Source organism: Zoogloea ramigera, assembly GCF_006539865.1.
Lineage (GTDB): Bacteria > Pseudomonadota > Gammaproteobacteria > Burkholderiales > Rhodocyclaceae > Zoogloea > Zoogloea ramigera.
In genome coordinates this window covers 49,824-62,834 of the sequence record NZ_BJNV01000002.1, presented here as the reverse complement: position 1 = coordinate 62,834, position 13,011 = coordinate 49,824, and the positions used below count along the sequence as shown (strand labels likewise).

Annotated in this window: 11 protein-coding genes; 4 read left to right on the top strand and 7 right to left on the bottom strand. The window is 69.6% G+C overall.

The annotated features are described in order from the left end of the window. Window positions 1-149: 149 nt before the first annotated feature. Together ZRA01_RS00415 and ZRA01_RS00410 are read left to right on the top strand one after the other, a co-directional pair. Complete coding sequence (locus tag ZRA01_RS00415; RefSeq protein WP_141348847.1) at window positions 150-2,030, top strand: sensor histidine kinase; 1,881 nt, start codon at window positions 150-152, stop codon at window positions 2,028-2,030. After that, a complete protein-coding gene (locus tag ZRA01_RS00410) occupies window positions 2,027-2,632 on the top strand; it encodes a response regulator transcription factor (RefSeq protein WP_141348769.1) in 606 nt (201 codons plus the stop codon). The genes ZRA01_RS00415 and ZRA01_RS00410 overlap by 4 nt, the downstream gene beginning before the upstream one ends. Window positions 2,633-2,662: 30 nt before the next feature. On the opposite strand, the gene tilS is transcribed toward ZRA01_RS00410, so the two are convergent. Then, window positions 2,663-3,994, bottom strand: coding sequence for a tRNA lysidine(34) synthetase TilS (gene tilS / locus ZRA01_RS00405; RefSeq protein WP_141348768.1), 1,332 nt, complete (start codon window positions 3,992-3,994; stop codon window positions 2,663-2,665). Further along, window positions 3,981-4,949: an acetyl-CoA carboxylase carboxyltransferase subunit alpha gene (locus ZRA01_RS00400; RefSeq protein WP_141348767.1), complete on the bottom strand. Its 969-nt coding sequence runs from the start codon at window positions 4,947-4,949 to the stop codon at window positions 3,981-3,983. Before ZRA01_RS00400 ends, tilS begins: the two co-directional genes overlap by 14 nt. A 168-nt stretch (window positions 4,950-5,117) precedes the next feature. Here ZRA01_RS00400 and murJ point away from each other — a divergent pair, with 168 nt between their 5' ends. Continuing rightward, on the top strand, window positions 5,118-6,656 hold the full coding sequence (gene murJ, locus ZRA01_RS00395; protein ID WP_141348846.1) for a murein biosynthesis integral membrane protein MurJ: 1,539 nt from the start codon (window positions 5,118-5,120) through the stop codon (window positions 6,654-6,656). A gap of 18 nt (window positions 6,657-6,674) precedes the next feature. Here the strand turns inward: murJ and ZRA01_RS00390 are convergent, their stop codons facing one another. Further along, window positions 6,675-7,106 carry an ACT domain-containing protein gene (locus tag ZRA01_RS00390; RefSeq protein WP_141348766.1) on the bottom strand — a complete coding sequence of 144 codons (432 nt, stop codon included), beginning with the start codon at window positions 7,104-7,106 and terminating at the stop codon, window positions 6,675-6,677. An 11-nt stretch (window positions 7,107-7,117) separates the two neighbouring features. Then, complete coding sequence (locus ZRA01_RS00385) at window positions 7,118-8,458, bottom strand: phenylacetate--CoA ligase family protein (RefSeq protein ID WP_141348765.1); 1,341 nt, start codon at window positions 8,456-8,458, stop codon at window positions 7,118-7,120. A gap of 199 nt (window positions 8,459-8,657) precedes the next feature. Here ZRA01_RS00385 and ZRA01_RS00380 point away from each other — a divergent pair, with 199 nt between their 5' ends. Beyond that, complete coding sequence (locus ZRA01_RS00380) at window positions 8,658-9,287, top strand: YbhB/YbcL family Raf kinase inhibitor-like protein (protein ID WP_141348764.1); 630 nt, start codon at window positions 8,658-8,660, stop codon at window positions 9,285-9,287. 29 nt (window positions 9,288-9,316) lie between these two features. Here ZRA01_RS00380 and ZRA01_RS00375 read toward each other — a convergent pair whose 3' ends face one another. The 3 genes from ZRA01_RS00375 to adk all read right to left on the bottom strand — a co-directional run bounded on the left by ZRA01_RS00375 (window position 9,317) and on the right by adk (window position 13,009). Continuing rightward, window positions 9,317-11,023 carry a gamma-glutamyltransferase family protein gene (locus ZRA01_RS00375; RefSeq protein ID WP_141348763.1) on the bottom strand — a complete coding sequence of 569 codons (1,707 nt, stop codon included), beginning with the start codon at window positions 11,021-11,023 and terminating at the stop codon, window positions 9,317-9,319. Continuing rightward, window positions 11,013-12,263: a 6-phosphofructokinase gene (locus tag ZRA01_RS00370; protein WP_141348762.1), complete on the bottom strand. Its 1,251-nt coding sequence runs from the start codon at window positions 12,261-12,263 to the stop codon at window positions 11,013-11,015. The genes ZRA01_RS00375 and ZRA01_RS00370 overlap by 11 nt, the downstream gene beginning before the upstream one ends. Before the next feature lie 92 nt (window positions 12,264-12,355). Beyond that, a complete protein-coding gene (adk, locus tag ZRA01_RS00365; RefSeq protein WP_141348761.1) occupies window positions 12,356-13,009 on the bottom strand; it encodes an adenylate kinase in 654 nt (217 codons plus the stop codon). Window positions 13,010-13,011 lie beyond the last annotated feature (2 nt).

The window sequence follows — 13,011 nt, the reverse complement described above, 5'->3', positions numbered from 1 at the left end:
GCCGGCCTTCTCCGTCACCATGCAGCCGACGACCAGGAGAGACTCGACCCGTGCCCCACACCGCCCTGCCGCCCGCATCCTCGACACCGCCGCCGCCCAGCTGGTACTGGAGCCTGCCCTACGCCGCGGTAGCCCTCTTCATCGCCGCGATGGCGGCGCTGCTGTGGCTGATCCACCGGGAAGACGCCGAGGAGCAGCGCGCCACCCTGATCACCGACGTGCTGTGGATGGAGCAGAACTTCTCGTTCCAGTTCGAGCGCAACAATGCCCTCCTCGTCCAGCTCGGCCCCGAACTGCTCGCTGACAGCCCCGCCGGGACGACCACCGAGGCCCGCCTCAAGCGCGCCCTCGACCCGGAAAGCGGCATCGTACGGGTGCTCTGGCTAGACCCCGACGGCAAGGTTAAAGGCGCGGCGCCGCCCTTCACCAACCATGAAATGGTGGGGGAAACCACCGGCACCTTTCCTTCCGCCGCGGCCTTCCGTCTGGCGCGCTCCCTCGGCCGGCCGGTTTATAGCGAGTCCTACGCCGTCCTCGAAAACCAGACCCAGTTCGAGGTCCACCAGCCTATCTTCGAAGGCGGGCGCCACCTGGGCACTGTTGTCGGCGTGTATTCCCTCAACGCCCTGCTGGCCCGGCAGGTGCCCTGGTGGTTCTCCGAGCGCTACAGGGTTTCGGTGACCAACAACCTGGGCGTCGAGATCGCCGCCAAGTCCAAGGTTTCGCCGCTGGCCACCCTCGCCTACGAGATCCCCTTCGAGCCGCCCGGCCACGGCCTCAACCTCGTCATCACCGCCTACAAGAGCGAAGTGCGCTGGATTCCCCTGCTCCTGATGGGCTCCCTCGGCGTGCTCGCCGCCGCCATCGTGTGGAGCCTGTGGCAGCTGCGTCGCCACATGCAGCGCCGCCAGGCGGCCGAGCAGGCCCTGAGCGGCGAGCACGCCTTCCGCAAGGCGATGGAAGACTCCCTCAAGACCGGCATGCGCGCCCGCGACCTGAACGGCCGCATCACCTACGTGAACCCGGCCTTCTGCCGGATGGTCGGCTGGAGCGCCGAAGAGCTGGTCGGCATGCAGCCGCCGATGCCCTACTGGGCGCCGGAGGCCATCGAACACACCAGCGGGGTCCATCAACAGATCCTGGGCGGCAACGCGCCGGCCCAGGGGCTGGAAGTCCGCCTGATGCGCAAGAGTGGCGAGCGCTTCGACGCCCTCCTGATCGAAGCCCCGCTGATCGACGACCAGGGCCGGCACATCGGCTGGATGGGCTCGGTGGTCGACGTGACCGAGCAGAAGCGCGCCCAGGAGCTCGCCCGCCAGCAGCAGGAGCGGCTGCAGGCCACCGCCCGCCTTGTCACGATGGGCGAGATGGCCTCCACCCTCGCCCACGAGCTCAACCAGCCCCTGGCCGCCATCTCGAGCTACAACACCGGCTGCCTCAACATGCTCGAACACGGCAGCATCGCCCCCGACGAGCTCACCGGCGTGCTCCAGAAGATCGGCAAGCAGGCCCAGCGTGCCGCCCAGATCATCCGGCGGGTGCACGCCTTCGTGCGGCGCAGCGAGCCCAAGTTCGAAACCGTCGACCTCAACGGGGTGATCCGCGAGGCGGTCGGCCTCGTCGAACCCGACGCCGCCCGGCGCAGCGTGGGCATCGACGTGGACCTCGCCGACGGCCTCCCGCCGGTGCTGGCCGACCCGGTGATGATCGAACAGGTGGCGATCAACCTCATCCGCAACGGCATGGACGCGATGGCCGACACGCCCCGGCGCGAACGTCGCCTCCACCTGGCCACCCGCGCCGAGGACGGCATGCTGGTCTTTTCGGTCACCGACCGCGGGCGGGGCATCGACCCGGAGGTTGCCGAGAAGCTCTTTGCGCCCTTCTTCACCACCAAGGAAGAGGGCATGGGGATGGGCCTCAACATCTGCCGCTCCATTGCCGAGCTGCACCGAGGCCGCCTCAGCTTCGAGCCCAATCCGGACGGTGGTACGATCTTTCGCTTCACGCTTCCCGTGCCCCATCCATGAGCCAAGCCCTCGCCCACATCGTCGACGACGACGAAGCCATCCGTGACGCCCTCACCTGGCTGTTCCGCACCCGCCAGGTCGCCTGCCGGGCCTGGGAATCCGCCGAGGCCTTCCTCGAAGCCTGGCAGCCCGACTGGCGAGGCTGCATCGTGCTCGACATCCGGATGCGCGAGATGAGCGGGCTGGAGTGCTTCGAGGCCCTGCGCGAACAGGGCAACAGCCTGCCGGTGATCTTCCTCACCGGCCACGGCGACGTGCCGATGGCCGTCGGCGCCCTCAAGAAAGGCGCCTTCGATTTCCTCGAGAAGCCAGTGGATGACAACGCCCTGGTTGACCGGGTGATCCGCGCCCTCGCCGCCGACGCCCGCCGCCAGGCCAGCGAGGCCAGCCAGGCCACCGTCGCCACCCGCATCAGCCAGCTCACCCCGCGGGAGCACGAGGTAATGCGCCTGGTGCTGGCCGGCAAGTTCAACAAGGTCATCGCCGACGAGCTCAACATCTCGATGCGCACCGTCGAGGTGCACCGCTCGCGGGTCTTCGAAAAGATGGGCGTCCGCTCCGCCGTCGAGCTCGCCCAGCTGCTGGCACAACCCCGGGACTGAGCAGCAGGCCGGCGCTGCGCCCTTAATCGCTCAACCGGCCAGCACCGACCAGTTCAGCACCACCCCCGACTCCCCCGGGCGGCAGCGGAACTCCGCCGCCACACCGACCCCGGCGATCCACGCCAACCGGCCATCCACCCACAACAGCGGCAGGTTGTCCCGCAGCCAGGGCGGCACGCCGGCCTCCTGCAGCAAATTCTTGAGGGACCGGGACGGGCCACCGGCGCGCAGGCGCATCCTCTCGCCCCCGGCCCGCCGGCGCAGCTCGCACACCCCGCCCGCGAGCGCAGCCGCCGCCAGGCCCTCACCCACCGTCTCACGCCACTCCACCACGCCGCCCGCCCACCGCACGCTCGGTTCGAGGCTCCAGGCCAGCGATACCAGCGCGGCGTCATGGCGGGCGGGCGCCAGCCACCAGGCCTCGCGATACACGCACAGGGCCGACTTTCCAATCGGCAGGCACAGGCCCTCCGCCGCCCCCGGGCTGCACAACTGGCGCTCGATCTCCCGCAGCCGGTCCTCGTCGGGCATCGCCTCGCCAGCCTCAAGCAGCATGAAGCGCAACAGATTGCGCAGCCGGGCCGACGACAGGCGCAGCGTGGCCTCCCGCCCCAGGCGCTGGCTGCCGGGCAGGCGCAGCGCGGTGAGGTCGAGGGCGGCCAGCTCGTCGAGCATGCCGGCGGCCTCGCCGCACAGGCGGCCCATACGGGCCAGCCCCGCCGCCGCGCCAGGGAAACGGGATTCCACCAGCGGCAGCACTTCGTTGCGGAGAAAGTTGCGGGAAAAACCGCTGTCGGCGTTACTTGGGTCATCGACCCACGCCAAACAGTGGGCGCGGGCGTAGGCAAGGAGCGCCGAACGCGGCACGTCGAGGAGCGGCCGCCAGACGAGCGGCCCCGGGCCGGCCGCCACAACGGGCCTCATGCCACCGGCGCCCCGCACGCCGGCGCCGCGGATGGCCCGGAACAGCACGGTCTCGGCCTGATCGTCCCGGTGGTGGGCCAGGGCCAGCACCTCGTCGCCGAGGGCAGCCAGGGCCTCCCGCCGGGCATCCCGCGCAGCGGCCTCAAGCCCGCCCGGGTGGTGGCGATCCACCTGCACCGCGGACACCACCAACGGCACGCCGAGGCCGTCACACAGGCGCCGGCAGTCGTCTGCCCAGGCCGCCGAGCCCGCGACGAGGCCGTGCTGCACGTGGGCGGCGGAGAGTTGAAGGGGAAGGGTCTGGCGCAGGCTGGCCAGCAGATGAAGCAGAACGGTGGAGTCGAGCCCGCCGCTCAGGCCGACCCGAACGCGCCGGGCCGGTTGGGGAAGCTGCCGCCAGCTGCCGGCGACACGCCCGGCGAGCTCAGTCGACGGCAATTTCCTTGTACTTGCCGTAGCTCATCAGGCGCTCGAAGCGCCGCTCGAGCAGCTCGGAGGGCGACAGGTCGGACACCTGACGCAGGGAATCCTGCAGCGCGCGCTTGAGGCTCTGGGCCATCGCCCGGTGGTCGCGGTGGGCGCCACCGACCGGCTCGTTGATGACCTTGTCGATGAGGCCCAGCGACTTGAGGCGGGAGGCGGTGATGCCCATCGTCTCGGCGGCATCGGGGGCCCGCTCGGCGCTCTTCCAGAGGATGGAGGCGCAGCCTTCGGGCGAGATCACGGAGTAGGTGGAGTACTGCAGCATCATCAGCTGGTCACCGACCGCAATGGCCAGTGCGCCACCGGAGCCACCCTCGCCGATCACCGTGCAGATGATGGGCACCTTGAGCTCGGCCATCACGAACAGGTTGTGGCCGATGGCCTCGGACTGGCCGCGCTCCTCGGCGTCGATGCCCGGGTAGGCGCCCGGCGTGTCGATGAAGGTGAACACCGGCAGGCCGAATTTTTCGGCCAGCTTCATCAGGCGCAGCGCCTTGCGGTAGCCCTCGGGGCGCGGCATGCCGAAGTTGCGGAAGATCTTTTCTTTGGTGTCGCGGCCCTTCTGGTGGCCGATCACCATGCAGGGCTGGCCGTTGAAGCGGGCCAGGCCGCCGACAATCGCCTTGTCGTCGGCAAAGCCGCGGTCGCCGTGGAGCTCTTCGAAGTCGGTGAAGATGTGCTCGACGTAATCGAGCGTGTAGGGCCGCTGCGGGTGGCGGGCCACCAGCGCGCACTGCCACGGGCTCAGCTTGCTGTAGATGTCCTTGGTGAGGCCATAGTTTTTCTGTTCCAGGCGGGCGATCTCTTCGGAGATATCCACCGCCGAGTCGTCCTGCACGAAGCGCAGCTCTTCGATCTTCGCCTCGAGTTCGGCAATGGGCTGTTCAAAATCCAGGAACGTGGTCTTCATCGGGGGGCCAGACTAGTGAAAATTTTGCGCATTTTACCCCAACGCCCGCCGGGACGCGCACCGCCCCGGAAAAGCCTCACGCGCCCCATGGAAATTGCATTGCTGCAGAGCGCAACGAGGGCTAAAGTTCACCCCCTTTTTGCCCTCCGCAGCGTCCCCATGGCCTCGATGAACCTCCTCCGCGCCCTCGCCACGGTCAGCGGCATGACCCTGCTGTCGCGCATCCTCGGTTTCGTGCGGGATTTCGTGGTGGCCCGGGCCTTCGGCGCCGGCGTGGAGACCGACGCCTTCTTCGTCGCCTTCCGGCTGCCCAACCTGCTGCGCCGGATGTTTGCCGAGGGGGCCTTCTCCCAGGCCTTCGTGCCGATCCTGGCCGAGTATAAAAACAAGCGCGGCGAGGCGGAGACCCACCGGCTGGTAAACCACGTGGCGAGCGGCCTCGGGCTGGTCGTGCTGCTGGTCTCCATCCTCGGCGCCATCGCCGCCCCGCTGATCATCTACGCCACCGCGCCGGGCTTCTCGGCCGACGCCGGCAAGTTCGAGCTGACGGTGCAGCTCACCCGCATCACCTTCCCGTACATCTTCTTCATGTCGCTGGTGGCGCTGGCCGGTGGCGTGCTCAACACCTGGAGCCGCTTCGCGATCCCGGCCTTCACGCCGGTGCTGCTCAACCTGTCGTTCATCGCCATGGCGCTGCTGGCGGCGCCCTACTTCGACCCGCCGGTGATGGCGCTGGGCTGGGCGGTGTTCATCGGCGGGCTGGCCCAGGTGCTGCTGCAGCTGCGCCCGCTGGCCAACATCGGCATGCTGCCGCGCTTCTCGCTGGATTTCTCCGACCCGGGCGTGCGGCGCATCCTCAAGCTGATGGCGCCGGCCATCCTCGGCGTGTCGGTGAGCCAGATCTCGCTGCTCATCAACACCGTGTTCGCCTCCTTCCTGCCCAGCGGCAGCGTGTCGTGGCTGTATTACGCCGACCGCCTGATGGAGTTTCCGGCCGGCATGCTCGGCGTGGCCCTCGGCACGATCCTGCTGCCCAGCCTGTCCAAGATGCACGCCGACGAGAAGCCGGCCGAGTTCTCGTCGCTGCTCGACTGGGGCCTGCGCCTCACGCTGATGATCACCCTGCCCGCCGCACTGGGCCTGGCGCTGCTGGCGGTGCCGCTGATCGCCACCCTCTTCCACCACGGCGCCTTCACGGCCAACGACGTGTTCCAGACCCGCACGGCGCTGATCGCCTACAGCGTCGGCCTGGCCGGGCTGATCCTCGTCAAGGTGCTGGCGCCGGCCTTTTACGCTCGCCAGGACATCCGCACGCCGGTGAAGATCGCGCTGATCTCGCTGACGGCAACCCAGCTGATGAACCTCGTCTTCATCGGCCCGCTGCAGCACGCTGGGCTGGCGCTGTCGATCGGCCTCGCCTCGTGCATCAACGCCGGCATGCTCTACCGCGGCCTGCGCAAGCGCGGCGTGTATCAGCCCCAGCCGGGCTGGGGGCTGTTCTTCGTCAAGCTGCTGGCGGCGCTGGGCGTGCTGGGCGTCGCCGTTTGGTTCACCGTGGGCAGCGACAGCCTGTGGCTGCAGGCCTCCGGCCTTGAACGCCTGGCCCGCCTGTCGGCGCTGGTGATCGGCGGGATGGCGGTGTATTTTGCGACCCTGTTCGCCCTCGGCTTCCGGGTGCGCGATTTCCGCCGCCGGGCCGCCACCTGAGCCCAGCGGCACGGGGCTTCAGCCCTGCAGCAACTTCACCGGCTCGACCACATTGAGGCCGCGCCGCTGCAGCTCGGCCAGCGCCCGGTCCGGGTCGCTGAAGCGGATGATGACCACCGCCTGCTGCCCGGGCGCGGTGCTGAAGGCGTACATGTACTCGATGTCCAGCCCCGCCTCGTCGGTGGTGGCGAGCACCCGGGCGAGGCCGCCGGCGCTGTCGGCAACCTCGACCGCCAGCACGTCGGTGAGCTGCGCCACGTAGCCCGCCGCCTCCAGCGCCGCCTTGCCGGCCAGCGGGTCGGCGACGATCAGCCGCAGGATGCCGAAATCCCGGCTGTCGGCGAGGCACAGGGTGTGGATGTTGATGCCGCTGGCGGCAAGGGCTTCGCAGGCGGCACGCAGGCGGCCGCTGCGGTTTTCGATGAAGGTCGAGAGCTGGCTGATTTTCATGGCGGCGGTCCTCACTGGCTGTCCTGGCGTTCGTCCCACACCCGCTTGGCCTTGCCTTCGCTGCGCGGCAGCGAATGGGGCTCGGCGAGGCGCACCGCCACGTTGAGGCCGGTGACGTTGTGGATCGAATGGGCGATGCGGCGGCGCAGCTCTTCCATCGCCCCGATCCGGTCACTGAAGAATTCCGGGCTGACCTCGATCTCGACGTGCATCTGGTCGAGCCCGTGCTCGCGGCGCAGCACGATGCGGTAGTGGGGCAAGGCGCCCTCGACAGCCAGCAGCGCGGCCTCGATCTGGGACGGGAAGACGTTGATGCCGTGGATGATCATCATGTCGTCGCTGCGTCGGCCGACGCGCTCCATGCGGCGGAGCGTGCGGCCGCAGGCGCAGGGCTCGGCCACCAGGCGGGTGATGTCGCGGGTGCGGTAGCGGATCATCGGCATCGCGCGCTTCGACAGGGTGGTGAGCACCAGCTCGCCCTCCTCGCCGTCGGGCAGCACCGCGCCGGTTTCCGGGTCGATGATCTCGGGGTAAAAATGGTCCTCGAACACATGCAGGCCGCTCTGGGCACTGCATTCGCTGGCGACGCCCGGGCCGATGATCTCGGAGAGCCCGTAGATGTCGAAGGCCTTGATGCCCGCGTCCGCCTCGATGCGCTGGCGCATCTCCGGTGTCCATGGCTCGGCGCCGAAAACCCCCGCCCGCAGCGGCAAGTCGCGCAGGTCGATGCCGAGCTCGGCGGCCCGCTCGATGAGGTGCAGAAAGTAGCTCGGCGTGGCGCAGATGGCATTGACGCGAAAGTCGCGCAGCAGCATCACCTGCCGGTCGGTGTTGCCGCCCGATACCGGCACCACCGTCGCGCCGATCGCCTCGAGGCCGTAGTGGGCACCGAGGCCGCCGGTGAACAGGCCGTAGCCAAAGGCGTTCTGCACGATGTCGCCCCGGCTGATGCCGGCCGCGGCAAACGTGCGCAGCATCACCGACGACCACACCTGGATGTCCTCGGCCGTGTAGGCCACCACGATCGGCTTGCCGGTGGTGCCGCTCGAGGCGTGCAGCCGCACGATCTCCGACATCGGGCTGGCAAAGAGGCCAAAGGGATAGGTGTCGCGCAGATCGGCTTTCACCGTGAACGGCAGGCGCCCCAGATCAGCCAGCGACTCGATGCTGGCCGGCGTCAGGCCGCGCGCGTCCATGCGCTCACGAAACAAGGGCACATGCGCGTAGGCACGGCCGACGATGCTCTTCAGGCGGCGCAACTGGAGGTCGCGCAACTGGGCGGCGGGCAGGTAGTCCGACGAACTGACCGGATGAAAGCCCGGGCCGGCGTCGTTCCAGTTCTCTCGCAGCATACTGGGTGTCTCCTGTGACTTGGGCCCCCGCTGCGCCTGCCCTCCCCTCGTGGATGTTTTTCTGCTTTGGGGCTGAACACAGGATGGTGGCCGACTGAGTGGAAGCGGCTCTCTGCTCGGTCAGTTCACAGCCGGCATTATCGCGCGGCGCAGCACCGGCGGGCTGCTAGAATTTACCCATCATCCGGAGGAGAAAACCATGCAACTGAGCAGTGAGAGCTTCAAGGACGGCGCCGTGATTCCGGGCGAGTTCGCCTTCTGCGTGCCGGCCCGGGAGGGCCACGTGGCCCTCAGCACCAACCTCAACCCGCAGCTCGCCTGGGCCGGCGCCCCCGCCGGCACCCAGTCGTTTGCGCTGATCTGCCACGACCCCGACGTGCCCAGCCGCGGCGACGACGTGAACCAGGAGGGCCGCAGCGTGCCCGCCGAGCTGCCGCGGGTGGATTTCTTCCACTGGGTGCTGGTCGACCTGCCCGCCTCCACCACCGCCATTGCCCCTGGCAGTCACTCGTGTGCCGTTACCCCAAACGGCAAGCCTGGCCCCGACGGCCCCGGCGGCAGCCGCCACGGCATCAACGACTACACCGGCTGGTTTGCCGGCGACACGCAGATGAAGGGCAACTACTTCGGCTACGACGGCCCCTGCCCGCCGTGGAACGACAGCATCCGCCACCGCTACGTATTCACGCTGTTCGCCCTCGACATCCCGCGCGTGCCAGTGGAAGGCACCTTCACCGGCCAGCAGGTGCGCGAAGCGATCGCCGGCCACGTCCTGGCCCAGGCCAGCCTCACCGGCACCTACAGCCTCAACCCGGCCGTCCCGGCCTGAAGGCCTGAAACCCGGCGCCGGTGGCGAGCTCAATCGCCGCCGGCGGTGCCTTCCCGCCGCGGGTCGGCGGCCCCCACCCAGCCGCGCCCCTGGCGCACGATCAGCGCGATGCCGCTGGTCATCTCCACCTCGCGCAGCCCATGGCCGCGGGCCTCGAGGGCCTCCCTCACCGCCGGCGCCAGCCGCCCCTGTTCCACCTCCAGTGGCCCGTTACGGCTGCCCACCCGGGCTTGAGCGACCACCTCCACCGCGTCCATCCGCTCGTCCAGGAGGCCGATCAAGGCCTGGGAGACGAAGTTGGGGATCTGGCTGCCCCCCGGCGAGCCTAGCACCGCATAAAGCCCCTGGCGGTCGAACACCAGCGTCGGCGCCATCGAGCTGCGTGGCCGCTTGCCCGGCGCGGTCAGGTTGGGCCCTGTCTCCGAGAAATCGGTGAGCTGGTTGTTGAGGAAGAAGCCCCCCGCCATGCGCCGGTTGCCGAAGGCATCCTCGATCGACGACGTGAGCGCCACCGCGTTGCCGAAGGCATCGACGATCGACAGGTGACTGGTGGACGGCCTCTCCCCCTCTGCCTCGCCCCCTTCGCCGCACAGGCCCGCAGCCCGCCGCAGGGGGCCAGCCCGGGCGCCGATCGCCGCGGCCCGGCGGGTCAGGTAGTGCTCGTCGAGCATCGCCCCGACTGGCACCGGCGCCGCCATCGGATCACCCACGCAGGCCGCGCGGTCGGCGTAGGCCAGCCGCCCAGCTTCGGCGAAGCGATGGATGAATTCCACCGAGCCCACTGGCGCGGCCGGCAGCTGGCGCCAGATGCCCAGGGTGGCGAGTACCGTCGAGCCCCCCGAACTCGGCGGTGGAAAGCCACACACCCGGTAGCCCCGGTAGGGCCGGCACAGGGCTTCCCGCCGGAGCGGCTGATAGCGGGCGAGATCGGGATAGCCGAGCAGGCCGCGCCGGTCGGCTTCGTCGGCGGGCAGATCACCGCGCACCGCGTCCCGCACGCGCCCGGCGAGTTCGCCCCGATGCAGCACGCGCGGGCCCTCGGCGGCAACGAGGCGCAGGCTGCGCGCCAGGGCCGGGTTGCGCAGCGTGTAGCCCACCGGCCACGGCCGCCCGTCGGCATCGAAGAACAGCGCCTGGGCCGCCGGATCGGCGAAGCGCCCCTCGAGGGCCAGCAGGCCGTGCAGGCGCGGCGACACCGCGAAGCCCTCTTCGGCCAGGCGGATCGCCGGCTCGAAAAGCCGCGCCCAGGGCAGCCGGCCGGCCTCGCGGTGAGCCAGGCCGAGCATCGCCAGCAAACCCGGCGTGCCGACGGCGCGGGGGTCGCGCACCGCGCGGGCAAAGTCGAGACGCCTGCCTGCGCTGTCGCTCAGCTGCCCGGCGGAGGCCGTGAGGGGTGCCGTCTCACGGCCGTCCCAGGCGTCGAGGCGCTTGCGGCGGGCGTCGAAGAAGAGCATCAACCCGCCACCACCGAGGCCCGAGGACTGAGGCTCGACGAGGCCGAGGACCATCTGGGCGGCGATCGCCGCGTCCACCGCCGAGCCACCGGCCCGCAGCATCTCGAGCGCCACCGCGGTGGCGTGGGGGTTGGCCGTGACCGCCATGAAGCGCCGGCCCTGCGCCGGCGGCTGGGGAAGGTAGGCCGTCGCCGCCTCGGGGGGCGGCGGTAGCTCGGCGGCGCACAGGCCGGCCAGCAGCAGGCCGGCCAGCGCGGCCAGCCGTCTGGCGCTAGGCCCCATAGGCAGGCAGCGCCGGCGGCAACAGCGGGAGCTGCAGGCGCAGGTAATCGGGGAGCCCGTCGCGGAAGGCGGGCAGATCCTCACCGCTGATCAAAGGGCGGCACCAGCGGCGGAAAGCCTCGGTGACGCCGAATCCGTCTGCGGCGATGAACTCCGGCGGAAGCTTTCGTTCGAGGTTGGCCACCGCCTCGAAGGGCAGCAGGTTGGTGCGCCAGCGGTAGGGCACGTCGGAGAGGCGCTTCATGCCCACCACGCCCGGCTGCCCGGCGAGCGCCCGGCGCACCGCCGCCTTGCCCACCGCAAAGGCCTGGGCGGTGTCGGTCTTGGAGGCCAGGTGGCGGGCGGAGCGCTGCAGGTAGTCGGCCACCGCGTAATGCACCTTGTAGCCCAGGCTGCGGTGGATCAGCTCGGCCACCACCTCGCCGGCGCCGCCGAGCTGGACGTAACCCTTCTGGCTACGGTCCTGCATCGACAGGATCTGCCCGTCGTCCCGACGCAGCCCCTCGGCCACCACGACGGAGCAATGGCCCCAGCGGGCGACGGTGTCGCGGACCCGCTCGAGAAAGCGCGCCTCGTCGAAGGGCACCTCCGGGAGCAGGATCAGGTGCGGCGCCGCGCTGTCGTCTTCGGCGGCCAGCCCGCAGGCGGCGGCCAGCCAGCCGGCGTTGCGCCCCATCACCTCGAGCACGAAGGCCCGGCCGGCGTTGGTGGTCATCGCGGCAAGGTCGAGGCCCACCTCGCGCACCGAGGTGGCGAGGTATTTGGCTGCCGAGCCATAGCCGGGGCAGCAGTCGGTGCCGACGATGTCGTTGTCGACGGTCTTCGGCACGCCCACCACGATCAGCGCATAGCCCCGCGCGTCGGCGGCGGCCTGCACCTGGCGGCAGGTTTCCATCGAGCCGTTGCCGCCGTTGTAAAGAAAGTAGCGCACGTCGTGGGCCGCCAGCACCGCGAACAGGCGCGCGTACTGGGCCGGGTTGCTCTCTTCGGGGTCGAGATCGAAGCGGCAGGAGCCGAAGGCCCCGCCGGGCGTCGCCCGCAGGCGGCGCAGATCGGGGTCGAGGAGGCTGGCGGTATCGACCAGGGTCTCGCGCAGCACCCCGAGGATGCCGTTGCGGGCCGCCAGCACACGCCCGATGCGCTCGGGCTGCAGGCGCGCCTCGGCGATGACACCGGCCGCCGAGGCGTTGATGACCGCCGTCACCCCGCCGGACTGGGCGTATAGAAGATTTCCTGTCATGACGGCAGCGCGCTGCGCACTCCAATGAACCCTGCAAAAACAAAAGGGCCGGCGCGTTGGCGGCCGGCCCTGCGAACCTGCTTGCGGCCTGATTACTTCAGCGCATCGAAGGCACGGTCGCGGATTTCCTCGACCTTGCCGAGGCCGGCGATCTTGCGATACTGGGGCGCGTTGGCGTCACCGTTGGCAGCCCAGTCGGAATAGTAGGCCACCAGCGGCTTGGTCTGGGAATGATAGACGTCGAGACGCTTCTTGACGGTTTCTTCCTTGTCGTCGTCGCGCTGGATCAGCGGCTCACCGGTTTCGTCGTCCACACCCTCAGCCTTCGGCGGGTTGAACTTGACGTGGTAGGTGCGGCCGGAGGCCACATGCACGCGGCGGCCGGACATGCGGCCGATGATCTCCTCGTCGGGCACGTCGATCTCGAGCACGAAATCGATGGGCACGCCGGCAGCCTTCATGGCCTCGGCCTGGGGAATGGTGCGCGGGAAGCCGTCGAACATGTAGCCCGACTGGCAATCGGCTTCCTTCAGGCGATCCTTGACGAGGCCGATGATGATGTCGTCGGACACAAGCCCGCCCGCGTCCATCACCTTCTTGGCTTCGACGCCCAGGGGCGTGCCGGCCTTGACCGCTGCGCGCAGCATGTCGCCGGTGGAAATCTGCGGAATACCGAACTTTTCCTTGATGAAATTGGCTTGGGTGCCCTTGCCGGCGCCCGGCGGTCCCAACAGAATCAGACGCATGC

Coding starts and splice junctions, on each gene's coding strand:
- ZRA01_RS00415 (WP_141348847.1), top strand. CDS start 150: ATGGCGGCGCTGCTGTGGCTGATCCACCGGGAAGACGCCGAGGAGCAG.
- ZRA01_RS00410 (WP_141348769.1), top strand. CDS start 2,027: ATGAGCCAAGCCCTCGCCCACATCGTCGACGACGACGAAGCCATCCGT.
- ZRA01_RS00400 (WP_141348767.1), bottom strand. CDS start 4,949: ATGAAGACCACGTTCCTGGATTTTGAACAGCCCATTGCCGAACTCGAG.
- murJ (WP_141348846.1), top strand. CDS start 5,118: ATGAACCTCCTCCGCGCCCTCGCCACGGTCAGCGGCATGACCCTGCTG.
- ZRA01_RS00390 (WP_141348766.1), bottom strand. CDS start 7,106: ATGAAAATCAGCCAGCTCTCGACCTTCATCGAAAACCGCAGCGGCCGC.
- ZRA01_RS00385 (WP_141348765.1), bottom strand. CDS start 8,458: ATGCTGCGAGAGAACTGGAACGACGCCGGCCCGGGCTTTCATCCGGTC.
- ZRA01_RS00380 (WP_141348764.1), top strand. CDS start 8,658: ATGCAACTGAGCAGTGAGAGCTTCAAGGACGGCGCCGTGATTCCGGGC.
- ZRA01_RS00375 (WP_141348763.1), bottom strand. CDS start 11,023: ATGGGGCCTAGCGCCAGACGGCTGGCCGCGCTGGCCGGCCTGCTGCTG.
- ZRA01_RS00370 (WP_141348762.1), bottom strand. CDS start 12,263: ATGACAGGAAATCTTCTATACGCCCAGTCCGGCGGGGTGACGGCGGTC.
- adk (WP_141348761.1), bottom strand. CDS start 13,009: ATGCGTCTGATTCTGTTGGGACCGCCGGGCGCCGGCAAGGGCACCCAA.